The sequence below is a fragment of the Rickettsia slovaca 13-B genome (assembly GCF_000237845.1).
In the GTDB taxonomy this organism is placed as follows: Bacteria; Pseudomonadota; Alphaproteobacteria; order Rickettsiales; family Rickettsiaceae; genus Rickettsia; species Rickettsia rickettsii.
Genome location: NC_016639.1, coordinates 823524 through 847443 on the forward strand (window position 1 = coordinate 823524; position 23920 = coordinate 847443).

The window sequence follows — 23920 nt, forward strand, 5'->3', positions numbered from 1 at the left end:
TGATATAAAAATTACACATTAAACCTAAAAAAACAAGTTTTTTATAGGTTTTACTGGATTCCCGCCTTTGTGGGCATGACATAGAAGAGTGCACCATGCAACAATAACCTTCAATTCCCCGTTTTATTATACGGATTGTCATTTGCGACTTTAACATTCACTATTTTTCGTGTATTGTCATCAAAGAAAAAGGTTATTTTAAACTCATCTCCTACATTTAAATCTACTTTTGGGTCATAAAGCATAATATGCATGTCACCAGGCTTAAAATCAACATTAATATTACCGGCAATTAAAAATGGATAATCCACTTTTACCATTTTAGTAACCCCTTGATCATTAATTGTTTGATGAATTTCTATTCCACTTATCTTATCTGAAGATATATTCACTAAATTATAACTCTTACTTCTACTATTTATTAATGTAAAATACATAGCAGAATTGCTAACTTTACCTTGCACATTTGTTGTAGGTCTTGCCCAAGGCTGTGCAAAGTGAACGGCTGCCTCTGCAGGTAAATCATCGGGCTGATCAGAAGAAGAAGTTGTAGAATTAGGATTTTGAGCTGTTTGGTTATCAGCATAGTTTACTGCACAAATTAAAGTTATAAAACTAATTAGTAATGTTTTTAGCATAATAATACCCTTAATAAATTAAAATGAAATATTAACATAGATTAAATATAAATCTAGTTTTTTAAAAGATATTTTTTGTACACTTCCTGTGGTAATCTCTCTATAGCATAACGAACTGCGATTCTTGGCATTTGTAAAGTATAGCGATCCAAAAAATCTATTAATTGTTTTGCATCTTTTTTTCCTGCTTCACGTAGCATCCAACCTACTGCTTTATACATTAAATCATGTTTATCGTTTAAGAGTAATTTTGCTATTTCAAAAGTCGTATCTAATGTATTATTTTTGATAAAATACCAAGTAGCAACTATAGCTATTCGTCTTTCCCATAGAATTTCCGATTTTGTTAGTGTAAAGAGATAATCCTTTTCTTTATCCAATAAATAAGCTCCGATTATATGATGAGCTGATGCATCCACTAAATTCCAATTATTTACGTGTTTTATATTGTTTAAATAAAAATTATACAAAAACTCTTTATCCTGTGCTGTCTGATATTGCATAATCAAAATAGCTAATGCTAAAAATTTCTCTTCATTAAATTCTGAAGTAATAAGTCGGCTTAAATCCTCCATATCCAAATTATAAATAACTTTTAGCTATTGTACGTAAAGTCGGCACGGTAATACCAATAAATTGGTCATGCTCTCCATACTCTCCTTCTCTAGTTTTCAAGAATAGCATTCTACGTTCTACAGGAATAGTAGCATTCTCAAATAAAATATTTCTAATTTGTTGTAAATTTTCTCTCATGTTCAATAAGCCATTTTTTACGATGTAATCCCCTGCCATAGCCTCCAAGTTTGCCATTGCTATTAATAATACGATGACAAGGAACAATGATTGCTAACTGATTCATACCATTAGCATTTGCAACAGCTCTATAAGAATTAGGTTTGCCCAAAACTTTAGCCTGATTTAAATAGCTTCGTGTTTCACCGTAAGGTATATTCATTAATTCTTGCCAAACCATTTTTTGAAATGGGCTTCCTAAAAGCTATATAGGCGTATTAAATTTTTGTAAAGTACCGTTAAAGTACAATTGAAGATCCTCTTCAATCATTCAAATCGGTTCAGTGCTTCCAGGAATAATAGCAGATTCTGTCTTAATCCTTAGCCTCTCAAGTGCACGCTCCAAACCTCTTCTATCAACAAACTCTAGCAAATAAAGCAATTTTTCATCACTAATTGCCAGCATAGAAACAAGAGGCGTATCTAGCCAAGCCGCTTTTAAAATATTTAAATGCCGGTTAAATTTTGTCGGCGGTCCTCCCATTATTTTAGAGACAGCATCTCGCAAACCGCTACTTGACTCATAACCCATATCAATTTGTGTATTCATGACCGATTCACCCATGCGCATTTGCTTCATCGCAATACCCATACGCCTTGCTCTCGCATATTCTACAAACGTCATACCAAAACGTTTTTTAAATTGGCAACGTGCTGTAGAAGCATCTACTGATAGCTCATCACAATCACTATCTTTCCATCTTTTAGCAGGATTAAACTCAATAGCATTAACAAGAGTACAAACTAAACCTGAAGCTCTTCACCAAGGATGTGAAAGAAGCTTGCAACGCTGACCAGGTCTATATGAAGCATGCCAAGCTTCCTTAGCAGTTTTATAAAATTCACAATTTTCAAATTTAGGTTTCCGTGCAGGACAAGTCGGTCTACAAAATACTCTTGTTATTTTAACCGCTACAAAAAAGATATTTTCATATCTGTCATCTTTATTAACGAATGCCTGATAATATTCTTGTCTTTGAAGCTTATTAAACATATTAATTTATCCTATAATATAAATTTATAATTATATTATATGAACTTTTTAAAACTCCTGTAACCAAAATTCAGGCATTGATTTTTTATTTAATACTTCTGTCTCTCATGCTCGATAAGCCATTTTTTGCGATCTAGCCCTGAACCATAACCGCCAAGCTTACCGTTATTATTGATGATGCGGTGACACGGAATAATTATAGCAAATTTATTTGCTCCATTAGCATTTGCAACGGCTCTATAAGATCTTTCCATACCTATTAATTTAGCTTGGGTAAAGTAACTTCTTGTTTCACCATAAGGTACATTCATTAGCTCTTGCCATACTAATTTTTGAAATTCGCTTCCTAAAAGATATATCGGAGTATTAAATTTTTGCAAAGTACCGCTAAAGTAAGATTTAAGCTCCTCTTCAATTGATATAATCGGTCTAGTGCGATCTTCAGTAATAGCCGATTTTGTGTTAATCTTAAGTCTTTTAATTTTATACTCTAATCCTTTACTTTCAACAAAATCGAGCAAATAAAGCCTCTCTGTATCACTAATTGCCAGCATAGAACCAAGAGGCGTATCTAGCCAAGCGGATTTTAAACTCATTATTTTACCCTAAATATGATTTCTTAATATTATAATATTGATTTTTTATTTAACAATTTTATATTTTTAAAACTAACAATTTATAGGTAATCACTATGATAAAAGCTCATGTTTTTAAATATTCTCAGGTAATTTTAACCAAGAGGGAACTCGCTATAATAAAATTTAGCAAATACAGCGGACTAAGTATACCGGATATTGCTACTATGGCAAAAGAAGAAGAAAAACTAACGGAATAATAGATCAGTATAAAACCGGTAAAATAACTACCGCAAAATTTCGTAAGAAAATGAATGAGCTTATACAAGAAAAAAACGGTAATCCTATACGAGATAATGAGGTATTTGATAAAGGCTGGAATACTATGTGCAAAATAGAACCTGAAAAGCTAACAGAGATATATAACTTACAACAGACACATAAATTTCATATCCACATTATAGGCAATACAAACGAATTACAGTATAATTATATTCAATAAAAAATAGAAAAGGCCCCAAATCAACCCACCATTTCGTATACACTTTCATACAAACTTGGTAACTCAGGTGAGAGAGAATTAAAACATTATACAAAACATTTTTTAGCAGCTCGCGATTATGAACCGGTATGGCATATGGAAGCTCAAAATGACTATGACCAAAACGCTTTAGACATATTAGGAAAATATTACGATAATACGACTAAAGATATTATATAAATATTGATAGCTTAAAAATTCTACAATAGCGCATTATGCAATAATTCGCTATTTGCGTTATTTAAGCCAAATCATTTAGCTTCATGATCTTTAGCAAAATCAATTAGGCTTTCCACAACATCACTTAAATTTTCATTATTAAAGTCAATCCTCATTTCTTTTTTAACAACATCAACAAAATAATCATCAAGTGAATTTTTCATTTAAAATGGAAGTGTTTTTTGTCCAATGAACAATTATTTCCTGCTTAATGATGTCATAGGTATCAAGAGCAATTTGAATGGCATTTTCACGCTGATTTTGATCTTTTCGATTCTGTAAGAAGCTATTATTGTTTTGTTAGTGCCGAGTTCACTTGGCACATCATTTTTAAATTCAGCTCTTATTTTTTTCACTCTATTTAAAAGATCACTATCCGATAAACGTTTATTATGATGCTGTATTATTGTGTTATTTATTAAGGGTAGAAAATTTTTGATAAAAGGCAGGATCGATACTGATATAATCCTTAATAGTATCTTGTATTTGATTAGCCATATCCATGACCGAATGTTAACCGCCTCAGTTTTAGTAATATGACCGGCAATAACATACTCATCAAGCAACTTCATGACTTGAGCGGTATATATTTTTTTATCCGGTTTTTCTTTATAACGCTTTTCCACTATCTCTTTGAGCTTATTAAATTTTATTCTAAATTAACTTGTTCTTTTTCTTCATAAAATTCATAAGAATTAGAAGCTATAGACATCAGATTTTTAAATTTATTCAACAAGAAATAAAACTTATTGCGTATAACTTCATCGGCTAAATGCTGTTCGAGCTGTTCAGAATCCAAATCGTTAGGCACATTTATAAAAATATTTTTAATTTCTTGTAGTAACAGAAAAAATGCTTTCAATTTATTATCTACAAAAAATATAGCATCTTCTAAATCTTCTCTATCAAAATTGTTTAAACCATAATTTTCATAAAATTGATGTGCTTGTTTTAATTGATTCGATAACCCTACATAGTCAATTATGTAACCGTATTCTTTAGTTTTCCCTTTTTCTTCAAATAGACGATTCGCACGAGCAATTGCTTGTAAAAGACTATGCTCTTTTCATTCTTTGCATATGTAAATAACGACATTACACGGTGCATCAAAACCGGTTAGTAATTTTGAAACTACAATTAAAATTTCAGGATCATCGGAACTTTTAAATTTTTTAATAATTCTATTATTGAATTTTGCTCCATATTGTTCCCTCATGTTTTTTATAAATTTATCTACTTCATTTTCGCTTTCAATATCTTTATAACCGTCCCGGTCATCAGTAGCAGATATAACAACTTCAGAACTTACTTGTCCTATATCATCTAAAAATTTTTTAAAACGAACGGCAATTAATCTAGAAGGAGCTATTAACATACCTTTTCAACCTGTGCCTTTAAACGTTTTTAAATAGTGCGTTGAAATATCAAATGCTTTGGCATAAATAGCTTCCTTTGTTTGAGCAATCATCTTTAAGCAACTGAATCTTGTTTTCAAAGCTGCTTTTTCTTCTTTATTTAATCCATTAGTAATCATATCAAAATCTTGTATTACGTCCTGCAAACTCTCAACTACTAAATTATTTGTAGTACTTACTCCCCTTGATACCTACATACCAAATCTTACAGAGTCAAGATTTTGTAAATTTTTCTTTAAGTCTACCAGCGATGTGCCTGCTACTAGCTTTCTTATATCGCCTGCTATCTGCATAGTCTGAGTACCTAGCTGGTATAAATTTAATGCCTGATCTAGAACATAAAGCCATTGCGTACCATTTTTATGTATTAAGTTATTGGTAAGCTTTGCAGTGTAGCTTAAATCTTCTTGCATGCCAATATGTATTGTATGCCAGCTTGCATTGTAGTAGATAGAGGATTTAGCTGTCATTGCCTATTATATCGACTTCGTCCTCTAAATAAGAAGCTATATGATATTTTAAGGTCAACAGGCATTAGATTAAGGATTGGACTTTCTTCTAAAGACTTGTCTACTAATTTAAAAATGGAGTATGATCTTTAAAAGGATTTTCAGTTTGATCAGAGCTATAAAAAAGCTTATAATTTTGTCCTATAAATAAATTTAATGCCTCTTTATCTATTGCTTTATATTTATCTGCAATCTCCTTTATTTCTTCTAGCGTATAATTATTAGATAAAATTTTAACAAATTCTTTATGAGATAGATTAGTTATTTTTGCTAACGTATTTATATCTTGGAAACTCATTTTATCTTGATAATGATTTGTAAAAGTATATTGCTCATTTTCATAGGTGTTAAACTCTGCAATTTTTATAGAAAAATCCTCGTCTACAATCAATTTAAAAGGTCTGTTATTAGCATTTATTTCTAAAGCTCTATTAGTTATATTAAAATTAACACGTGCATTATTTATGTCTATACTACCTAAGCCATTATAGTAATTCATAGTACCGGTGATACCTAAAAAATATTACTATTAGTATCTAAACTAAAAGAGTGAGTAATATTAGCACCTACAGTAACGCCAAGCCAACTATCAAGACCCATGCTTGCTGCTCCCTTTGCATTTATATTTTTTGTTGTACCACTCATATTATATCCTTATTTTTTTATTAATTTATAAGAAAATAAGTCGTATTTAATAATTTATTATTCTCTTCACTGCTATAATTACTGAGTTCTAGCAAAGCTTCGTATATTTCTTTCTCAAGTAAATAGTCACCTCAGCTTTTGAGTATGTAGATTATTATTTTTGCCTAGATTCTGCTGTTGTAAATACTTCCCATAACCAATAATAGTAGGTACAGAATATTTTTTTAGCAAGACATGGAGCGAAAATTAAAACAAAAGGAACATTCAAAGTTTTTACTAAATTTCAAAAAGCCTTGAACCCCTTATCGGAAGTGGTGGAGGCAAAGGGAATCGAACCCTTGACCCTCTGCGTGCAAAGCAGATGCTCTACCCCTGAGCTATGCCCCCGATTATTTATTGGCGAGGTTTTTGGAAGTGAAAATATTAAGATAAGCTTTTAACTAATCCCCAAGGTAATGGCTGACCATTGCTCCCTACGACTAAATCTCCGGAAGATTCATATTCGGCAGCTAGAAAAGACTTTTGAGCAGCAATAAGCTTGACCGGTTTGATTTTCTGACCGTTATGAAAATATTCTTTAGCCTGTTCCCTAGAAGTCGGGTTATTTTTGGAAGCTGTTTTTGCTTTAGACATATACTATTAACTTTTTCTTAAACTTGTGAAGAATATAAAACTTTTTCCTAAACTTGTCAATAACTACCGTGTCGATAAATAGACATTGCCTAGAAAAAGTTGATAATTTGAAAAGTTGACGTCATTACGAGGAAAATTACAAAGTAATTGACGAAGCAATCTAGTAAAATGCGTAGCATTTTTATTATTTTTCTGGATTGCCACGCTCCTTACAGTCGCTCGCAATGACGATTTGGTATCCATGCAACAGGAGCCTACAGCCGCTTACAATGACGGTATCAACGATTTCTAGGCAATGCCTATAAATATGTTAAGATATCTCAAAACATCATTATTCTTCCGTTATTACTTCACTTTCACCGACGAATGCTATTTTAAATTCTACTATTTCTGATATCGTTTTTCCATCATATATACTAAACCCTACTCCTTTAAATTCTACTTTTGCGTTGATATCAGCACCATATGATACTAACAGCTTATATATTTCATCATCCTTAATATCTTTAGAAGTACATCGAACATTTTTAGCAACCGCATGCAAAGGTATTCTCCTCCGGATTTTCTTTGATCCACCTCAGCTCCGTTCTTAAGTAATAGTTTTGCTACATTAAAGTGCTTACTGCTTCATATAAAGGTGATCCTAGCCAAGCTCCTCGTTCCCGTTTACTGCAGCGCCTTTTGATATTAGATATTCTGCTACAATTTCCGTGACGTGCGGCTGAATTTCAAGGAGTATTCTTCAAAATATCACTACACATATTAACATTTGCTTTTTTTTCTTCAACTAACCATTTAGCCAACTTTTAGTGCATTATTTGTAGATACCGAAAATAGTTCAGTAGTAGATACTGCACGTAATTCATTTAAACTCCTTACTAGGCCCACTTTATCAAGAGAAAAATAGACTCTTTTAAAACATTTTCAAAGCTACATTGTTTTACATAATGTTCTATATCTTGCACTACTACTCTATTTGACTTTAGCAACAGAGTTAAATTACTATTTAATAGTTCTTTTATCATATTCTACTTATTTATACTTTGTATTTCTTAAAGGTGATAAAGATCTCATTGTCATTCCTGCAAAAGGCTTGCTTGAATACCCAAATCGTCATTGCGAGCAGCCGTAGGCTGCGTGGCAATCTTATAAAATAATAACAAACTCCTGAGATTGCTTAGTCAATTGCTATGCAATTTCCTCGCAATGACGATTAGGAAGTCACGCAGACAATACTGAGAACTCCTACTGATTAATCCTTGCCGTATGGTAACCGTTAGGTAGATCACGCACCCAATCACCTCTTGCAAAAGAGCCAAAGATAATCATAGCGATTTTATCTTGTGCAATATCTAGAATTTGCTACACTATAAAATTAAGCCTAGCTTGGATTTTTAGAGAACGCTGAGGTAAAGTGGTTTTCATTATAATACCCTACAATTTTTAAAAAGGTTGTATTGTCTTAAGAATTAATGGCTCGTTTTATGTCATTCCCGCGAAGGCGGGAATCCAGAAAGTATAAAAATCTCGAAGAATTTTTACTTTTTCTAAAAATGTAAAGAAATTTTAAGAAATAGCTATAACCTTTTGATTTTTTCGAGTTTTGCTGAATTCCCGCCTTCGCGGGAATGACATAGAGTAAAAATCGTAGGGTATTATAGGTTTTCATCTATTCATTTGCACCATGACAATATTTATATTTCTTGCCTGAACCGCACGGACATAGCTCATTACGAGATACCCTACCCCAACTAGTAGGATCGTCAGGGTTTCTATCTTTTGGATCAATGCGTGATACGACTGGTTTAAGGTCAGTCTCAAGGCTACTTCCTGCGTTATATTTACTAAATGCCGGATCTTCCCGACTCTCACGCATATTTTTCTGAAGTTTTTTATACTCAAGCGAAACATCTTCTTTTTGAACATTTTTTAAGTCAATATGGAAATGGTATACGGTTTGAATAAATAATTCTTTTAAATTATTAAGCATCTGCTCGAATAAGTTAAATGCTTCTCTTTTATACTCACTAAGAGGGTCTTTTTGGCCATAAGCTCGAAGAGATATGCCTTGTCTTAAATGATCTAAGCTATATAAATGATCTTTCCAAACTTGATCAAGGGTAGTTAATAAAATATATTTCACGGCATTATGCATTAACTCGCTACTATAGGCTTCTTCTTTTGACTTATATATATCATGAGCCATTTGTATAACGGTCTTCGTGATTTCTTCTTCCGTTACATCATTTTTACTTACTACATTATGATCAAATTTTATAGAAAAAACACGATGTAATTCTACGCTTAAATTCTCTATATCCCAATCTTCTCTATAAGAGCCTACCGGCATGAAAGTTAATACTATCTTTTTGGCGAGTTCCTCAGTAGTACTATTTAAGAAACCGTGACTATCTTTAGATTTAATAATTTCAGTACGTTGCTCGTATATTATCTTACGTTGGTCATTCATTACATCATCAAAACGTAATAAATTTTTACGCATTTCGTAGTTATGTCCTTCCACTTTTTGCTGCGCTTTCTCAAGTGAACGACTAATCATTGGATGGTGGATAGCCTCTCCGTCTTTCAATCCAAGTGTTCTAAGGACTCCTGATATACGATCTGATGCAAAAATACGCATTAAATCGTCATCAAGCGATAGGAAAAACTTAGTTTTACCAGGATCACCTTGTCTACCTGATCTTCCTCTTAGTTGATTATCTATCCTACGGCTTTCATGCCTTTCCGTACCTATCACAAATAAGCCGCCTGCTTCAATAACCTGCTTCTTTTCTTCGGCAATTTGAGCTTTTATTTCAGCTATTTTAGCTTCATAATTATGTTCTTTATCCAGCTGTTCTATTAACATTTCAGGATTACCGCCAAGCATAATATCAGTACCCCGCCCTGCCATATTAGTTGCAATCGTTACTGCCTTAAACCTACCTGCTTGAGCAATAATAAAAGCTTCCTGCTCATGAAATTTGGCGTTTAATACTTTATGAGGGATTTTTTCTTTATTTAAAACGCTTGAAAGTTCTTCTGACTTTTCTATGCTTATCGTACCGACAAGTATAGGCTGTCCACGATCGTAACAATCCCTAATTAGCTTTAAGATAGCATCATATTTTTCTTTTTTACTACCGTAAATTTCGTCATCAAGGTCAAGCCTTGTAACTTTATTATGGGTTGGGACTGCAACCACATCGAGATTATATATATCTTTTAGTTCCGGTGCTTCGGTCATAGCCGTACCGGTCATACCCGATAATTTAGGATAATTACGAAAATAATTTTGGAAAGTAATAGATGCTAAAGTTTGGTTCTCATTTTGAATTTTCACATTTTCTTTTGCTTCTAATGCTTGATGTAACCCTTCCGAATATCTACGCCCTTCCATTACACGACCGGTAAACTCATCAATAATCATTACTTTACCTTCACGCACCAAATAATCTACATTAACAGTAAACATATTATGAGCTCTTAAGGCTTGGTTAACATAATGTACTAAAGTTAAATTCTCAAAATCATATAAACTGGTATCTGGTTTTATAATACTTTCTTTACTTAAAAGCGATTCTATATGTGTAATGCCGGTTTCCGTTAAATTGATAGTTTTTAATTTTTCGTCTTTTTCAAAATCACTTGCATTAAGCAGACGTACTATTTTATCAATTTTACCGTATAATTCTGCATTATCATTAACCGGACCCGAGATAACGAGCGGAGTTCTTGCTTCATCTATCAAAATCGAATCAACCTCATCGATGATAGCAAAATTAAAAGGACGAAGTACCCGCTCCTGCAAGCTATACTTCATATTATCCCTTAAATAATCGAAACCGAGTTCATTATTTGTTGCATGAGTAATATCGGCGTTATAGGCGGCTCGTTTTACCTCATCAGGCATACCGCCAACAATACATCCAACCGATAAACCTAAAAAATTGTAAATTTTACCCATGGAAGCAGAATCACGGCGTGCTAGATAATCATTTACGGTTACAACATGTACACCTTTTCCAGTTAAAGCATTTAAGTAAGCAGGAAGCGTTGCAACTAAGGTCTTACCCTCACCGGTACGCATTTCGGTAATCATGCCTCGATGTAATATCAGGCCACCTATAAGCTGAACGTCAAAATGACGCATACCGCAAACTCTTTTAGCTGCTTCCCTAACTACCGCAAACGCCTCATATACTATATCGTCTAAAGTAGCTCCGTTTTTAAGCTTTTCTTTAAACTCCACAGTTTTATTCTTCAACTCCTCATCTGATAATTTTTGTATAGCAGGTTCAAGCGAGTTAATTTTTGTAATTTCAGAAAATAGTTTTTTTACAGTACGATCATTTGCAGTACCGAAAAGTTTTTTTAAAATAGAAAGCATTAAAGTCCTTATGATATTTTTAGTATTTTAGTACTTAAATATAGGTATATTTTATAAAATTATCAAATGTTATAATTTTATTTAAATGAATAATTTTTTACTACAAATATTTGTAAATTATTATTAATAAATAAAATATTCTCAAATAGCTGTTGACGATTATATATTATTTTTATAAAATTTAAGCTTATATTTAACACAATTATGAGTCATAAATGAAAAAATTATCTGTTATATTTTTATCAGTTAGCATGCTTTCCGGTATTGCTTTTGCTGATAAAGACAAGGTAGTTGCTACCTATAAAGGCGGTGAAGTAAAAGAATCGCAAATTATGAAAGAATTTAAGCCTCAGCTTAATCTTCAATCAGGTGAAACAATCAAAAATTTTGATGATTTTCCACCACAAGATCAGGAAAAATTAATAAAAATTTATGTTAATAATCTTTTGTTAAAAGAAGAAGTTGCTAAGTCAAATATTACTTCTTCTAAAGAATTCCAAGAAAAACTTGAAAATGCAAAAAATCAATTAGCTCAACAAGAATTACTAGCAAACTACATAAAATCTAACATTACAGATAAGATGTTTGATGACGAATATAATAAATATGTCGGTAATCTTAAAGGTAAAGAACAAATAAAAGTTGCTCATATTTTAGTTAAATCTCAAAAAGAAGCTAATGATATCAAAACCAAATTAAGCAAAGGCGGAAACTTTACTAAGCTTGCAGAAGAGTTATCTCTTGATAAAGCTTCAGCTTCAAACGGCGGCGTTATCGGTTACATTCTACTAAATCAACCTGGGCAGTTAGTACCGGAATTTGAAAAGAAAGCTTTTGCTTTAAAAGTAAATGAAGTTTCAACTCCTGTAAAAACCGATTTCGGTTGGCATATTATCAAAGTGCTTGAGAAAAAACCTGTGCCTATTCCAACAAAAGAAGAAGCAAAAGTAACTATTGATAATATATTAGCTGCAGAAGTACTAAAGAAATATATTGCTGATTTAGAAGCTAAAGCTAATTTAAAAATCATGTTACCTAAAGCAGACAGCAAAGCCGGATCGTAATTTATATTTTGTTATTGCGAGAGCGGGCATTCCCCGTATACCAAGTCGTCATTACGAGGAAAAACTGTAAGTTTTGACGAAGCAATCTCAGGAGTTTGTTATTACTGCATGAGATTGCCACGTCGCTTCGCGCCTCGCAATGACGGTTTGGGTATCCACGCAACAATGCCTCCGCGGGAATGAAATAGGGTTCACACAGTAACACGCCTCTACCCAAGAATAACATTATAACTACTCTCAATCACTGCAAATGCTACACACACAGGATAATCATCAGCAAGAGAAAGGTGAATATTAAAAGGAGAGAGTGTGTGTGTATAGTTTGAGCTAACTTCTACTATAGGCTTACCTAAATCATTATTTAGTATAGTAATATCTTTAAAATTTATACCTTGACCTATACCGACTCCAAAGGCTTTACTAACAGCCTCTTTAGCAGCAAAACGCTTGGCTAAAAAAGCAGCATGGTTTATTTTTCCCAACAAAGCAAACTGTTTTAATTCCTTTGAAGTTAGAATTTTTTTAGCAAAAAGTTCTGGATATAAATGTAATATTTTTTCGATTCTAGGAATTTGTACTATATCAGTACCAACACCGATAAGCATTTACTTATCGGTTTCATAATCTTCGCCATTCTCATCAATAAAGATTTGATCATCTAAATCAGAATAATCTTCCCCGATATAAACTTCAGGTAAATACTCAAATTTTTCTTCTACAGCTTCTGATTCATCTTGATTAACAAGCGGCTCTATCATAGTTCTTGTACGCAGACTATTTATTAAATCTTGTTCTAACTGAGCTACCGATACTTTTCCGGCAGCAATTCTACGTAATGCGATAACAGGAGGCTTATCACGCTTTTCTTTTTTCATTTGATTAGTTTCTACTTTATAATTTAATAATTTAGCATATCTTGTTGCTAGGACAACAAGCCGAAACCTATCCGGTATAATTTTATTACAATCTTCTGCTGTAATTCTTGCCATAATTTTTCTCCGTTAAAAATAGTATACTACAAATAAATAGGAAACGACTATACGCAGATCAACTTCAAAAAGAGCAAGGAGTTCACAAGGCGAGGAACACAGCGTATACTTAATACGTGCGTACCGCAGCTCTTGTAGAACGACTTAGCCCATTTTTGAAGTTGATCGAATATATTATACCCTTTTTATATCTGCACCACAATTACTTAATTTTTTTTCTAAATCTTGGAAGCCACGATCTAAATGATATATTCGGTGTAATACGGTTTTGCTATTAGTACTAAGACCGGCGAGTATTAGCGATACCGAAGCTCTAAGATCACTTGCCATAACTTCTGCGCCTTTTAACATTTCTACACCTCGAACAACCGCCTTATTACCTCGTACTACTATATCTGCTCCCATTCTACATAACTCAGGGACATGCATGAAACGATTTTCAAAAATATTCTCGGTGATCATTGAAACACCGCTACTAAGCGTCATAAGGCTCATAAATTGTGCTTGCAAATCAGTAGCAAAGCCAGGATAGGGATTAGTTTCTAAATCAACTGAATTTAACTTCCCTTCATAAGTTACTTGAACTCCGTTATTGATCGGCACGACTTTTATACCCGTTTCGATAAGTTTTAAAGCTATATTTTCTACAATATGGTAATCAATCCTACAAATTTTTACATCACCTTTAGTAATAGCTGCCGCAAACATATAAGTACCGGCTTCAATACGATCAGAAAGTACTTTATAGCTCGCTTTATTTAAAGAATCCTTGCCTTTAATTGTTATTTCGCTAGTGCCGATACCTGCAATATCGGCTCCCATTGTGATAAGACAATTACATAAATCAACTATTTCCGGCTCTCGACCACAATTAAAAAGCACAGTTTCCCCCTCTGCTAAAACAGCTGCAAGTATTGCATTAATCGTAGCACCTACGGAAACTTTATCAAAAACAAAATGAGTACCTTTTAAGCGTCCTTTACTTGAAGCGTTAATATAACCGTCTTCTATTTCAATCTCAGCTCCCATAGCTTTTAATACAGCAATATGCAAATCTACTTGCCTTGCTCCAATAGCACAACCACCCGGAAGCGATACTTTTGCTTTACCGTATTTGGTAAGCAAAGGACCAAGCACCCAAATCGATGCTCTCATTTTACGGACTATTTCATAATCTGCAGTAAAGTTATTTATATTTTTGGTATCAATTATAAGCTCAAATTCATCTTGATGTTCCATTATTTCAATATCTGCCCCGTGACTTCGGAGCAAATCTTTCATAGTACTAACATCCGTTAACTTTGGAACATTAGTAATATGCAGTTTATCGGTAAGAATAGACGCTGCCATAATAGGTAGCACGGCATTTTTAGCACCGCTAATATTAATACTACCTTTCAGAGGTGTACCACCGTGAATAATTAATTTGTGCATAAATTATTTTGATAAAATTGTAACGTCATTGCGAGGAGAAACTGATTAAATTGTCATACCGTGGTCAAGCCACGGTATGACACCGATTATACTACACATCCAAATTCACGACATTCAACGCATTTGCTTGGATAAATAACCTGCGAGGTTCAACAACGTCACCCATTAAAGTAGAGAAAATGCCTTCTGCTTCATCAATTTCTGCAACTCTTACCTGAAGCAAAGTTCTTTTTGTAGGGTCAAGAGTAGTTTCCCATAGCTGGTCGGAATTCATCTCACCAAGCCCCTTAAAACGCTGAATATTTATACCTCTTTTTCCGCATTCTATAATGGTATTTAACAACTGACTCGGTGTTAAAATATCGAACTCCTGACTTTTCACTATAAGCTTTAATTGCTTACTAAATATATCAAAAATCGTTAAAGCAAGCTTTGATATTTGTACAAACTCAAATGATTCTAACTGCTCTTTCAATAATATTTTACTTTCTTTTAAACCCCTACTAAAGCGGAAGAACTCTATTTTATTTTCATGTTTTAAAACTTCCCAATTAGTCTTATCAGGCGAATCTTCTAAGCTATTTAAAACATCTAAAGCTTTTTTAAGTCTTAAATCACTTTCAGGCTCAAATATTTTGTTATTAAGTAAGTCATTAATAGCAAGAATTTCGGTAATTGAGCGATTAAATTTTTTGCTAGCATGGTCAAGCAAGCCGTTAAACTTAACCACTTTATTAATTAGCTCTTCTAAATTATCACCCACTAACCGCTCTTTATCGTCTAGAATTAAGGTTGCATCATTAATAGTTGATTTGATCAAATAATCTTGCAGCGCTTGCTCATTCTTTAAATAAAACTCGGCTGCTCCTTTCTTTACTTTATAAAGCGGCGGCTGAGCTATATATAGATAGCCTTTATTTATTAGCTCAGGCATATGACGATAGAAAAACGTGAGTAATAAAGTTCTAATGTGCGAACCATCAACATCAGCATCGGTCATAATAATAACTTTATGGTATCTAAGCTTTTCTAAGGAAAATTCTCGTTCAACACTAATTCCAAGCGCTGTAATTAACGTACCGATTTGGTCCGAACCGAGCATTTTATCAAATCTTGCACGTTCAACGTTCAAAATTTTACCACGCAAAGGCAATATAGCCTGAATTTTGCTATCCCTACCCTGCTTTGCAGTACCGCCCGCAGAGTCCCCCTCAACAATAAACAATTCTGAAATAGCAGGATCTTTTGCATGGCAATCTGCAAGTTTACCTGGTAAATTCGAAACTTCTAAAGCTGATTTTCTTCGAGTGAGTTCCCTTGCTTTTCTAGCAGCTTCACGAGCATTCGCAGCTTCCATAATCTTAGCTATAATTGCCTTAGCTTCTGCTGGATGCTCTTCAAACCACTCAAGAACCTTTGTATAAACGGCATTCTCAACAACCGGTCGTACTTCGGAGCTTACTAGCTTATCTTTTGTTTGAGAAGAAAATTTAGGATCAGGCACTTTAACGGAAAGCACACAACATAGCCCTTCCCTAGTATCTTCACCGCTAAAGTAATTTTTAGCTTTTTTATTAAGACCCGTAGTATCAAGATACGAGGTAATAACACGTGTTATCGCTGATTTGAAAGCACTAAGATGAGTTCCGCCATCACGCTGCCTAATATTATTAGTAAAGCATAAAATATTTTCATGATAAGAATCGTTCCAATGCATCGCAAGCTCAAGGCTTATACCAGACTCAGCATTCTCCGTATTAACTACTATACATGGATGGATAGCGTGCTTCGCTCTGTCTATATATTTTACATAAGCTTCTATACCGCCCGTATAATAAAACTCTACTTCTTTAACTTCTTCAAAGCGATTATCGACGAGTAAAATCTTTACGCCTGAATTTAAAAAAGCAAGCTCACGAAGACGATGCTCTATAGTGCCAAAATCAAATTCTATATTAGTAAACGTTTCTACAGACGGAAAAAAAGTAACTTCCGTACCTTTTTTATCAATATTTTCTTTGACAACCGCAAGCGGAGCTTCCGTTATACCATTATTAAATCTCATCAAATATTCCTTATTATTACGCCAAATACGCAGCTCAAGCCATTCAGAAAGAGCATTTACAACCGATACACCAACACCGTGTAGACCGCCTGCAACCTTATAAGCGTTCTGGTCAAACTTACCGCCGGCGTGAAGTTGCGTCATAATAACTTCAGCTGCCGATATTCCTTCTTCTTCATGAATTTCAACGGGTATACCGCGCCCATTATCGGATACGGTTACTGAACCGTTTTTATTTAATGTTACTCGTACTAGATCGCAATAACCAGCAAGCGACTCATCGATAGCGTTGTCGACTACTTCATAAATCATATGATGTAGACCCGACCCGTCTCCAACATCCCCGATATACATTCCCGGTCTTTTTCTTACGGCTTCAAGACCTTTTAAAACCTTTATGGAATCAGCACCGTATGATGATTCGTTAAATTTTTCTTCAATTTCCGACATATTATATATTTGGCTCTATTACTTGTTGCTAGAAACAATAAAAATGACTATAACGTAACTTATTAAAATAGTAAAGTTTCTTGATTTAAAATTAGCGAGATAACAAAATAAAGATTGATAATTTAAAAAGTTTACGTCATTGCAAGAAAATTACGAAGTAATTGTACGTCCACAATCTCAGAATATTTGACGGGATTGCCACGCAGCCTACGGCTGCTCGCAATGACGATATCAATTGATTCTAGTCAATACCAAATTAGCGAGATAACAATGAATATATTAAAGTTAAAACATATTTTCGACGTAATTAATGATTATGACGTGTTTTTATTCGATCTTTGGGGGGTAATAATTGAAGGGGGGTGTACCTATCCGGGCGTCGTACAAAATATCAATAAGATTATTGAACGAAAAAAAGTATATTTTGTCACTAATGCTCCACGCAATATTTTTTCACTGCATCAAACAATTAAATCGTGGGGATTAAATGCAGAACCGGGAATGATCATTAGCTCAGGCGAAATAGCAGTAGAAATGATACTAGAAAGTAAAGAGCGATTCGGTATAGAAAAACCAGCAATATATCATTTAGGACATTTAGAAAATGATATAATAAACAGAATTCAATGTCCTATCACTGATGATATTAACAAAGCTAATATTTTCTTAATGACTATTTACAGAGACGAAAACGAAAATTTAGATTTAAACGAATTCAATGAATTATTTAAAATTGTTGTACAACGTAAAATGGTCAATATTTGTGCTAATCCTGACCTTGGAATAAATCAGCACGGTGTTTATAGATATTGTAGCGGCTATTATGCCGAAAAAATAAAGCAGCTTGGCGGAAAAGTAATTTATAGTGGTAAGCCATATGAAGAAATATATAGCAAAATTTTAAAAGAATGTCATAATACCCCTAAGAATCGCATGTTAATGATTGGGGACACTGTTTACACCGATATACTTGCAGCAAATCGCCTTGGTATAGACTCTGCCCTAGTGTTAACCGGAAATTCTAGAGAATATCATATTGATTTTGATAATATTGATGAAAAACTAGATAGTTTAATGAAAGCTGCTGTTAAGCAATCGATTACACCTAGTTTTGTTGTTGATTTATCTTGAATAGCTTTGCCGTCATTGCGAACGACTAAAGGTGTTGTCGCATGACTAGTTTATGTCATTCCCGTGGAAGTGGGAATGAAATAGAAAGGTGGAAATAACATCAAAAGAATTCTATTGATATTTTACTCATAATCTGCTATAGAGTAAAACTTAAGCGGTCGTGGCGAAATTGGTAGACGCACAGCATTGAGGGTGCTGTTCTGTAAAAAGATTGGAAGTTCAAGTCTTCTCGACCGCACCATTCGCCGGTTTTTCACAAAGTCAAATTTTTGTTTGTTTCGACACTTCAGATTTTATATTTACTCCTAAGTTCGTCTTGTTAGCAAATGTTTGTGCTAATTGTATACTCCTGATAAATGAAAAGGAGTTGAAATAAAAACTATTGCTTATTTGTACTCTGTGATTTATATTGATTAGCAAATTGTACACAATTCTGTGCCAAGCCTAGCTACCCAGCTTTAAATAATTATAATAAGTCTATAATAAACTATTAGGTCAATAGGCTATGCCTAATTTCAATATATTTAAAAGCATCTTACCAGATCATCACGATCAATTTGCTGAAATTTTTGATCAAATTAACGATCTGATCGAAGATCACAATTATGATGCTGCTGCAAGCAGGCTGGCCAAGCTTCATTATGCCGATTTAGCAGATTTCTTAGATAATCTTAACAATAAAACATATAAAATAATTATTCCTTTATTACAGGATGAAATTAAGCCTGAAACGTTAGTATCATTAAATGCTTATAGTAAACCTTTAATAATAGAAACTTTAGGCATAAAAAAATCTGCAGAATTAATCAATAAGCTAGTTATAGAAGATGCTATTGAAGTAGTAATCGATCTAGACGATTATATAAAAGACCTTATCCTAAGTAATCTCACTAAAGAAAAAAAACACCAAATTACCGTAGGTTGTACATATCCCGAAAATACGGTAGGTAGGGTAATTGAACGAGATTTTATTAATCTTCAAGAAGGATGGACGGTCGAGGAATCATTAAATTTTATCAAGAACGTAAAGAATGACTTTTATGCGGCAATCGTTACGGATCATAAATTACGCCCTATCGGTATTATTTCTCTTAGCACGCTAATTAAAGGCAAACAAAATGAATTGATAAAAGATTTGATGAACAAAGATTTTAAACTTGCAGATGCTTTTACCGACTTAAATGAACTAAGCTTCATTTTTAGACAATATGCTTTAACTATTGTACCGGTAGTAAATAAAAGCGGTAAGTTAGTAGGTAGCGTATCAATCGATAATATAATTTATATTATCGAAGAACAAGCCGGCAAAGATATATTATCATTAAGCGGGGTACACACTCAAGATACTTTCTTCAATGTATTTTATACTGTTAGACATCGTTTTCCTTGGCTCTTTGTTAATCTCATCACTGCCTGCATGACCTCACTTATCATTAACCATTTTAACGATACTATTGCAAAACTTGTAACGCTTGCAGCCACTATGCCTATTGTAGCTTCAATGGGCGGAAATGCCGGAACACAAGCCATGACCGTTACGGTTAGAGCCCTTGCTAATAAAGATATTCATTATAATAATGTCAATAAAGTTATATTAAAAGAAATAGCCGTATCGGCTTTTAACGGTTTTGTACTTGCAATTATCGGAGCAGGACTTAGCTTTGTGATGTTGCTTGACTTAAATCTTAGCGTTATTTTTGCTATTGCAGTTATTTTAAATTTTTTAGTAGCTGGATTATTCGGCTCTGCTATTCCTATAATACTGCATTATTTTGATATAGACCCCGCTACAGGCTCCGGTGTATTTCTAACAACCATAACCGATGCTCTAGGTTTCCTAACTTTCTTAAGCCTTGCTCATATTTTTTTAGTGTAAAATTTGGTGTTTATTCAAATAAAAATACATACACATTGCAGCAAACAGTAGCTATCGCTCCAAGACATTGACATATACCACAACTTGTATCCTGATTTTCAAAGTCGGTAATATTATTCTCATAAGATATATTATTATCTCTTTGTATATTCTGATGATTATTAATATTTGACTCTTTGAACAATAAATTTGCAACAGTTAGTATTAACTCACCCTGTGATGCAGTTAGATTAGTATTATTTAAGGAGCTAGCTTGTGCGTACTCTTGTACTTCTAAACTATTACGGTTTGACATAGTTATATTTTGACTTTAGGATTAATATTTAAAATAATATAACAATAATCTTTAGGTTCTGTGCAGGAAAATTAAATTATTTATATTTTCAGATATTTTTTAGCGAACATTAATAAGATTTTTGCAGTAATAGTTATTCCTATTTCAAAAAAATCTTATGATTTACAGCAAAAAATAGCAAAAATAGATTAATTTAATTTTCCTTCACAGAACCTAATCTGCAGCTATTTATTACTGCAATTTTTGGCATTTCCTCGAAACGGTTGATATCGTCATGAGCTAAGCGACTGCAAAGAGCGTGGCAATGACGTAAACTTTTCAAATTATCAACTTTTTCTAGGCAATGCCTAATTTTTTAATTAATAGCCCACAAATTATAATGAAATAAGAAATAACTTTTATAGAAGATATAAGCTCTTGGAAAGAAAAGTTTGCAATTTGTGTTTATAGTAAAAAATTACTTGATAAACTCGAATATTTAAATACTAAAGTAGCAAATCCTATAGATATACTCGAAATCACAAAAGGTATCTACTATGCACGTAACACGGTTCTCAAATGCGTCAATCAGGCGATCCTTATTATTCGCACCCGATTGAGGTAAAAATTATGCTTGCTGAATTTGTAGCTGAAGAAGCACCTAAGCTTTATAACATTATTATGCTGCAAGCCGCTTTACTTCATGATACTATTGAAGACACTGAATTAACTGAAGAAGCAATTACCGAAATTTTTGGACCGGAAGTAGCAAAACACGTAGAAGGTCTAACTAGAATTAAATCTTACGGGAAGATAAGTAGCGGAGAAAGCCTAAACTTATTAATTAAAGAGAAAAGATACAATACGGCATTAATAAAATTATTTGACCGAATTCATAATGTGCAAACTTTGGGAGTTAAATCACCTGAGAAAGCTAGAAAAATTATTGAAGCGACTTTAATAAATTTTCTTTTGGTCGCTGCTAATATAAATTATAAACTAGAACAAGAATTAAGTTATGCCTAAAAGTTTTTAATATTGAACTTGAAAGACACAAAGCTTTTTCTAATAATAACTCTCTGCTTCCTCCTCTAACTTTATAAAATGATTACTCCAAATGTATAACCAATTAGAATTGGAATAATCAAGAATAATAATCCCCAGTGATTAAAATAATCTATCAAGTAAATTGTTCTAAAAGAAGAAACTGCAAACATTAAAGCTCGTGATAAAGCAAATATAAAACTGCCGCATGTTAAAACGTTTTAATACTGGAAATCTTGCGTAAAACACTGCACCTGCCGGAAAAATAGTAGGGGCAAATACTACAATAAATAATTGGAATAAAAGTAATTCTATAGTATTTGAAATATTATTTAGTAAGATAGGAGACATAAGGGCTACCATAGAAAATATTATTAATCTTACTTTAAGGACTTTTAAAGGATGTATTTTACAAACCAAATAAGTAACAATTATTGTACTTATTAATTCTGTACCACAAACAATAAAATTTTGATGAATTACTTGAGTAGCACTGTAATTAAATGAGTTTTTAGCATATTACCGCAATAAATATAAACAATATAAAACCATAACGGGGCTCCACAATGTACCAAAAAGAAAGCTATTGCTGTTGGTTTATTAATTTTTTCACTCCAAATAGGGCTTGATTTTAGCCGATTACTATCTATCCCTGCTTGCGCTACAGTTTTCTTTATTCGTCTTTTTGCATCAATGAAATCTGGAGTCTCCCTAAGATTTGTCCTTACAACAGCACCAACTATAGCAATAGCTGCTCCAAACCAAAATGCAATACGTCAATCAAGTCCAAAAGAAGTAACAAGTGTTCCTACCGCCAATGCTACACGGTTGCACCTAAAATTACAAAAACAACAAGCGAAGCCACCACCCAATAACGTTGAGAAATTTTTGTCATTTCGGTTAGATAAAGCTCGGCACCTACTACCTCCCCTATAAAGGACATCCCCTGAGCGATACGACACGCAGTTACTACAAAAGTCGCCGTAATACCAATTTCGGCATAAGTTTTTATAATTAGCCATTATAAGATAACAAAGCGACATTAAAAAAGTTGTAATAATGACCGTTGCCTTACGACCTATAGTATCTCCTATCCAACCGAATATTAAAGCACCGATAGGTCTAAATACATATGTTGCACAATATGCAATGGCAGAATATAGAGAAGCTGCTCGTGCATCGGCTTCAGGAAAAAATAGCTCGTTAAATATTACCGCCATGTGTACATAGAGCGTGAGATCAAAATATTCAAGAAACGTACCTATCGATAGTAGCCCTATTGTTTCTTTTTGATTACGGGCTAAACTTTTTTGCTCTTTTGCGTAACTTCACATACTTTTTTACAGATTAGTTAAAATTAATAAAGAACTATACTGTTTTATATAAAAATAAAAGTCAAGTTAACAAAATTAGATTTTTTATAGCATTGCTAACTCAAGACAGGTGTAGTAATGAGCTGAGCGACTGAAAGGAGCGTATCAATCTAAAAAAATAATAATAAATTCTAGTTTACAGAGTTTTTAACTAGATTGCTTAGTCAATATACTTTGTAATTGCCTTGCAATGGCGTTAATTTATTAAATAATCTATCTTTATTTAGCAATGCCAATAAATTTCTAATTTAATACTTGCAATTTATCTTATAATTACTTATATTCAGATTAGATTCGCTTAGATTAAAAAGCACTAAGGCGTTTTATATGTAATTAATTTTGATCCCCTTAAACTTTTTACATTAAAACGCCGTTATTTTATTTAAGCGGGTGTAGCTCAGGGGTAGAGCGCTACCTTGCCAAGGTTGAAGTCGAGGGTTCGAATCCCTTCACCCGCTCCAGTGATTTTGTCCGTTTTATGTCATTCCCGCCTACGCGGGAATGACATAGAGCATGTTTTTCGAGCTAAGCAACAACGCCCTTTTGCAAATGACATCAGTAAGTTTATCATAAATTCAATCTTCCAAACCATATTTTTTCTTAATATCTTCTAATGAAATTACTTCTTCTCTTTTTTCTATACAAGACAAAGCAATTAATAAATCTGCTTTTTCTTCTATATAACTTTCTATTGCTTTACGTATAATATCTAGTTCATTAGAAATTCTAGTAGTTATAACTGTCATAAAAATAGCCATTTATCGGTTTTGTGATAACTTATATATTTTACCCTTGCATTAAAGCTATTAGGTAGCTATTTTTATTTTATTAAACTTAGTGCATCACCTATCTTATAAAGAGAAATTTTA

At 33.1% G+C, this 23920-nt stretch carries 27 protein-coding genes, 3 tRNA genes and 7 pseudogenes; 9 read left to right on the forward strand and 28 right to left on the reverse strand.

The annotated features are described in order from the left end of the window. Positions 1-110 precede the first annotated feature (110 nt). From RSL_RS04430 to RSL_RS04455, 7 genes and pseudogenes are all read right to left on the reverse strand, one after another. Entirely contained in the window at positions 111-638 is a 528-nt protein-coding gene (locus tag RSL_RS04430) for a copper chaperone PCu(A)C (RefSeq protein WP_014273622.1), read from the reverse strand. Positions 639-691: 53 nt separating this feature from the next. Beyond that, positions 692-1213 carry a DNA alkylation repair protein gene (locus RSL_RS04435; RefSeq protein WP_014419869.1) on the reverse strand — a complete coding sequence of 174 codons (522 nt, stop codon included), beginning with the start codon at positions 1211-1213 and terminating at the stop codon, positions 692-694. A 7-nt stretch (positions 1214-1220) separates the two neighbouring features. Then, positions 1221-1391, reverse strand: a complete 171-nt coding sequence (locus RSL_RS07985; RefSeq protein WP_014419870.1) for a hypothetical protein — start codon at positions 1389-1391, stop codon at positions 1221-1223. After that, positions 1366-1914 (reverse strand): annotated as a pseudogene (locus RSL_RS10035) (methylated-DNA--[protein]-cysteine S-methyltransferase). The gene RSL_RS07985 and the pseudogene RSL_RS10035 overlap by 26 nt, the downstream one beginning before the upstream one ends. A gap of 30 nt (positions 1915-1944) precedes the next feature. Further along, positions 1945-2055 (reverse strand): annotated as a pseudogene (locus RSL_RS10040) (helix-turn-helix domain-containing protein); the annotation flags it as partial. Between the two features lie 135 nt (positions 2056-2190). Beyond that, the gene (locus RSL_RS10045) at positions 2191-2424 is read right to left on the reverse strand and encodes an Ada metal-binding domain-containing protein (RefSeq protein ID WP_014419873.1); all 234 of its coding nucleotides are present in this window, start codon (positions 2422-2424) and stop codon (positions 2191-2193) included. 89 nt (positions 2425-2513) lie between these two features. Then, a complete protein-coding gene (locus RSL_RS04455; RefSeq protein ID WP_014273623.1) occupies positions 2514-3020 on the reverse strand; it encodes a methylated-DNA--[protein]-cysteine S-methyltransferase in 507 nt (168 codons plus the stop codon). Between the two features lie 95 nt (positions 3021-3115). Between RSL_RS04455 and RSL_RS09360 the strand changes: the two genes are divergently transcribed. Both RSL_RS09360 and RSL_RS04460 read left to right on the forward strand, forming a co-directional pair. Then, complete coding sequence (locus tag RSL_RS09360) at positions 3116-3259, forward strand: hypothetical protein (protein WP_014273624.1); 144 nt, start codon at positions 3116-3118, stop codon at positions 3257-3259. Between the two features lie 50 nt (positions 3260-3309). Next, entirely contained in the window at positions 3310-3501 is a 192-nt protein-coding gene (locus RSL_RS04460) for a hypothetical protein (RefSeq protein WP_014419874.1), read from the forward strand. A gap of 290 nt (positions 3502-3791) precedes the next feature. On the opposite strand, the gene RSL_RS10515 is transcribed toward RSL_RS04460, so the two are convergent. The 10 genes and pseudogenes from RSL_RS10515 to RSL_RS04505 form a co-directional block, all read right to left on the reverse strand. Continuing rightward, entirely contained in the window at positions 3792-3923 is a 132-nt protein-coding gene (locus RSL_RS10515; RefSeq protein WP_014410871.1) for a hypothetical protein, read from the reverse strand. Between the two features lie 33 nt (positions 3924-3956). After that, positions 3957-4385, reverse strand: coding sequence for a hypothetical protein (locus RSL_RS04470; RefSeq protein ID WP_041472094.1), 429 nt, complete (start codon positions 4383-4385; stop codon positions 3957-3959). 23 nt (positions 4386-4408) lie between these two features. After that, positions 4409-4621, reverse strand: a complete 213-nt coding sequence (locus tag RSL_RS04475) for a hypothetical protein (protein WP_041472095.1) — start codon at positions 4619-4621, stop codon at positions 4409-4411. A gap of 204 nt (positions 4622-4825) precedes the next feature. Next, positions 4826-5293, reverse strand: a pseudogene (locus RSL_RS04480) (type I restriction enzyme subunit R domain-containing protein). Between the two features lie 72 nt (positions 5294-5365). Beyond that, entirely contained in the window at positions 5366-5644 is a 279-nt protein-coding gene (locus RSL_RS04485; protein WP_014419875.1) for a hypothetical protein, read from the reverse strand. A 103-nt stretch (positions 5645-5747) separates the two neighbouring features. Next, on the reverse strand, positions 5748-6182 hold the full coding sequence (locus RSL_RS04490; protein WP_014419876.1) for a hypothetical protein: 435 nt from the start codon (positions 6180-6182) through the stop codon (positions 5748-5750). A gap of 14 nt (positions 6183-6196) precedes the next feature. After that, positions 6197-6328 (reverse strand): hypothetical protein, encoded by a 132-nt coding sequence (locus RSL_RS10520; protein WP_014273625.1) that lies wholly within the window; start codon positions 6326-6328, stop codon positions 6197-6199. Positions 6329-6640: 312 nt separating this feature from the next. Beyond that, positions 6641-6715: transfer RNA gene (locus RSL_RS04495), tRNA-Ala, on the reverse strand. A gap of 36 nt (positions 6716-6751) precedes the next feature. Beyond that, complete coding sequence (locus tag RSL_RS04500; RefSeq protein WP_004998070.1) at positions 6752-6961, reverse strand: hypothetical protein; 210 nt, start codon at positions 6959-6961, stop codon at positions 6752-6754. Positions 6962-7292: 331 nt separating this feature from the next. Further along, positions 7293-7537, reverse strand: a pseudogene (locus RSL_RS04505) (hypothetical protein). Positions 7538-7937: 400 nt separating this feature from the next. On the opposite strand from RSL_RS04505, the gene RSL_RS10055 reads away from it, so the two are divergent. After that, complete coding sequence (locus tag RSL_RS10055) at positions 7938-8093, forward strand: hypothetical protein (RefSeq protein ID WP_196792425.1); 156 nt, start codon at positions 7938-7940, stop codon at positions 8091-8093. A gap of 131 nt (positions 8094-8224) precedes the next feature. Here the strand turns inward: RSL_RS10055 and RSL_RS10060 are convergent. Then, positions 8225-8386: pseudogene (locus RSL_RS10060) on the reverse strand (nucleotidyltransferase); the annotation flags it as partial. Between the two features lie 244 nt (positions 8387-8630). Further along, the gene (gene secA / locus RSL_RS04515) at positions 8631-11351 is read right to left on the reverse strand and encodes a preprotein translocase subunit SecA (RefSeq protein WP_014273627.1); all 2721 of its coding nucleotides are present in this window, start codon (positions 11349-11351) and stop codon (positions 8631-8633) included. A gap of 215 nt (positions 11352-11566) precedes the next feature. Here secA and RSL_RS04520 point away from each other — a divergent pair, with 215 nt between their 5' ends. After that, on the forward strand, positions 11567-12415 hold the full coding sequence (locus RSL_RS04520; protein ID WP_010977485.1) for a foldase protein PrsA: 849 nt from the start codon (positions 11567-11569) through the stop codon (positions 12413-12415). 209 nt (positions 12416-12624) lie between these two features. On the opposite strand, the gene acpS is transcribed toward RSL_RS04520, so the two are convergent. The 4 genes from acpS to gyrB form a co-directional block, all read right to left on the reverse strand. Further along, positions 12625-13020, reverse strand: a complete 396-nt coding sequence (acpS, locus tag RSL_RS04525; RefSeq protein WP_014273629.1) for a holo-ACP synthase — start codon at positions 13018-13020, stop codon at positions 12625-12627. Next, positions 13021-13404 (reverse strand): DNA-directed RNA polymerase subunit omega, encoded by a 384-nt coding sequence (gene rpoZ, locus RSL_RS04530; RefSeq protein WP_014273630.1) that lies wholly within the window; start codon positions 13402-13404, stop codon positions 13021-13023. It abuts the gene before it with no gap. A 174-nt stretch (positions 13405-13578) separates the two neighbouring features. Beyond that, on the reverse strand, positions 13579-14838 hold the full coding sequence (murA, locus tag RSL_RS04535) for a UDP-N-acetylglucosamine 1-carboxyvinyltransferase (protein ID WP_014273631.1): 1260 nt from the start codon (positions 14836-14838) through the stop codon (positions 13579-13581). Positions 14839-14929: 91 nt separating this feature from the next. Beyond that, the gene (gene gyrB / locus RSL_RS04540) at positions 14930-17353 is read right to left on the reverse strand and encodes a DNA topoisomerase (ATP-hydrolyzing) subunit B (RefSeq protein ID WP_014273632.1); all 2424 of its coding nucleotides are present in this window, start codon (positions 17351-17353) and stop codon (positions 14930-14932) included. 270 nt (positions 17354-17623) lie between these two features. On the opposite strand from gyrB, the gene RSL_RS04545 reads away from it, so the two are divergent. The 3 genes from RSL_RS04545 to mgtE all read left to right on the forward strand — a co-directional run bounded on the left by RSL_RS04545 (position 17624) and on the right by mgtE (position 20360). Then, entirely contained in the window at positions 17624-18484 is an 861-nt protein-coding gene (locus RSL_RS04545) for a TIGR01459 family HAD-type hydrolase (protein ID WP_014419878.1), read from the forward strand. A gap of 154 nt (positions 18485-18638) precedes the next feature. Continuing rightward, positions 18639-18725: transfer RNA gene (locus RSL_RS04550), tRNA-Leu, on the forward strand. A gap of 264 nt (positions 18726-18989) precedes the next feature. Then, positions 18990-20360, forward strand: coding sequence for a magnesium transporter (gene mgtE / locus RSL_RS04555; RefSeq protein ID WP_014273634.1), 1371 nt, complete (start codon positions 18990-18992; stop codon positions 20358-20360). 10 nt (positions 20361-20370) lie between these two features. Here the strand turns inward: mgtE and RSL_RS04560 are convergent, their stop codons facing one another. Further along, positions 20371-20655, reverse strand: a complete 285-nt coding sequence (locus tag RSL_RS04560; RefSeq protein ID WP_014273635.1) for a hypothetical protein — start codon at positions 20653-20655, stop codon at positions 20371-20373. 558 nt (positions 20656-21213) lie between these two features. Between RSL_RS04560 and RSL_RS04565 the strand changes: the two genes are divergently transcribed. Continuing rightward, positions 21214-21660 (forward strand): HD domain-containing protein, encoded by a 447-nt coding sequence (locus tag RSL_RS04565; RefSeq protein WP_014273636.1) that lies wholly within the window; start codon positions 21214-21216, stop codon positions 21658-21660. Positions 21661-21699: 39 nt separating this feature from the next. On the opposite strand, the pseudogene RSL_RS10685 reads toward RSL_RS04565, so the two are convergent. The 3 genes and pseudogenes from RSL_RS10685 to RSL_RS10075 all read right to left on the reverse strand — a co-directional run. Beyond that, positions 21700-22041, reverse strand: a pseudogene (locus RSL_RS10685) (proline/betaine transporter). Between the two features lie 457 nt (positions 22042-22498). Continuing rightward, a complete protein-coding gene (locus tag RSL_RS10070) occupies positions 22499-22621 on the reverse strand; it encodes a proline/betaine transporter (RefSeq protein WP_081463621.1) in 123 nt (40 codons plus the stop codon). 121 nt (positions 22622-22742) lie between these two features. Further along, a pseudogene (locus RSL_RS10075) lies at positions 22743-22898 on the reverse strand (MFS transporter); the annotation flags it as partial. 539 nt (positions 22899-23437) lie between these two features. Here RSL_RS10075 and RSL_RS04585 point away from each other — a divergent pair. Further along, positions 23438-23512, forward strand: a tRNA-Gly gene (locus RSL_RS04585). A gap of 114 nt (positions 23513-23626) precedes the next feature. Here the strand turns inward: RSL_RS04585 and RSL_RS04590 are convergent. Continuing rightward, on the reverse strand, positions 23627-23809 hold the full coding sequence (locus tag RSL_RS04590; RefSeq protein ID WP_004998028.1) for a YlcI/YnfO family protein: 183 nt from the start codon (positions 23807-23809) through the stop codon (positions 23627-23629). Positions 23810-23920 lie beyond the last annotated feature (111 nt).

What these genes read in the sequence shown, in the direction of transcription:
- RSL_RS10515 (WP_014410871.1), bottom strand. Translation starts at nt 3,923, where the DNA reads ATGAAAAATTCACTTGATGATTATTTTGTTGATGTTGTTAAAAAAGAA.
- RSL_RS04460 (WP_014419874.1), top strand. Translation starts at nt 3,310, where the DNA reads ATGAATGAGCTTATACAAGAAAAAAACGGTAATCCTATACGAGATAAT.
- RSL_RS04455 (WP_014273623.1), bottom strand. Translation starts at nt 3,020, where the DNA reads ATGAGTTTAAAATCCGCTTGGCTAGATACGCCTCTTGGTTCTATGCTG.
- RSL_RS04520 (WP_010977485.1), top strand. Translation starts at nt 11,567, where the DNA reads ATGAAAAAATTATCTGTTATATTTTTATCAGTTAGCATGCTTTCCGGT.
- RSL_RS10520 (WP_014273625.1), bottom strand. Translation starts at nt 6,328, where the DNA reads ATGAGTGGTACAACAAAAAATATAAATGCAAAGGGAGCAGCAAGCATG.
- RSL_RS04485 (WP_014419875.1), bottom strand. Translation starts at nt 5,644, where the DNA reads ATGACAGCTAAATCCTCTATCTACTACAATGCAAGCTGGCATACAATA.
- gyrB (WP_014273632.1), bottom strand. Translation starts at nt 17,353, where the DNA reads ATGTCGGAAATTGAAGAAAAATTTAACGAATCATCATACGGTGCTGAT.
- secA (WP_014273627.1), bottom strand. Translation starts at nt 11,351, where the DNA reads ATGCTTTCTATTTTAAAAAAACTTTTCGGTACTGCAAATGATCGTACT.
- RSL_RS04560 (WP_014273635.1), bottom strand. Translation starts at nt 20,655, where the DNA reads ATGTCAAACCGTAATAGTTTAGAAGTACAAGAGTACGCACAAGCTAGC.
- RSL_RS10045 (WP_014419873.1), bottom strand. Translation starts at nt 2,424, where the DNA reads ATGTTTAATAAGCTTCAAAGACAAGAATATTATCAGGCATTCGTTAAT.
- RSL_RS04500 (WP_004998070.1), bottom strand. Translation starts at nt 6,961, where the DNA reads ATGTCTAAAGCAAAAACAGCTTCCAAAAATAACCCGACTTCTAGGGAA.
- RSL_RS04545 (WP_014419878.1), top strand. Translation starts at nt 17,624, where the DNA reads ATGAATATATTAAAGTTAAAACATATTTTCGACGTAATTAATGATTAT.
- RSL_RS10070 (WP_081463621.1), bottom strand. Translation starts at nt 22,621, where the DNA reads ATGTCCTTTATAGGGGAGGTAGTAGGTGCCGAGCTTTATCTAACCGAA.
- RSL_RS04565 (WP_014273636.1), top strand. Translation starts at nt 21,214, where the DNA reads ATGCGTCAATCAGGCGATCCTTATTATTCGCACCCGATTGAGGTAAAA.
- rpoZ (WP_014273630.1), bottom strand. Translation starts at nt 13,404, where the DNA reads ATGGCAAGAATTACAGCAGAAGATTGTAATAAAATTATACCGGATAGG.
- RSL_RS04435 (WP_014419869.1), bottom strand. Translation starts at nt 1,213, where the DNA reads ATGGAGGATTTAAGCCGACTTATTACTTCAGAATTTAATGAAGAGAAA.
- RSL_RS04590 (WP_004998028.1), bottom strand. Translation starts at nt 23,809, where the DNA reads ATGGCTATTTTTATGACAGTTATAACTACTAGAATTTCTAATGAACTA.
- RSL_RS09360 (WP_014273624.1), top strand. Translation starts at nt 3,116, where the DNA reads ATGATAAAAGCTCATGTTTTTAAATATTCTCAGGTAATTTTAACCAAG.
- acpS (WP_014273629.1), bottom strand. Translation starts at nt 13,020, where the DNA reads ATGCTTATCGGTGTTGGTACTGATATAGTACAAATTCCTAGAATCGAA.
- RSL_RS04430 (WP_014273622.1), bottom strand. Translation starts at nt 638, where the DNA reads ATGCTAAAAACATTACTAATTAGTTTTATAACTTTAATTTGTGCAGTA.
- RSL_RS04490 (WP_014419876.1), bottom strand. Translation starts at nt 6,182, where the DNA reads ATGAATTACTATAATGGCTTAGGTAGTATAGACATAAATAATGCACGT.
- murA (WP_014273631.1), bottom strand. Translation starts at nt 14,838, where the DNA reads ATGCACAAATTAATTATTCACGGTGGTACACCTCTGAAAGGTAGTATT.
- mgtE (WP_014273634.1), top strand. Translation starts at nt 18,990, where the DNA reads ATGCCTAATTTCAATATATTTAAAAGCATCTTACCAGATCATCACGAT.
- RSL_RS07985 (WP_014419870.1), bottom strand. Translation starts at nt 1,391, where the DNA reads ATGAGAGAAAATTTACAACAAATTAGAAATATTTTATTTGAGAATGCT.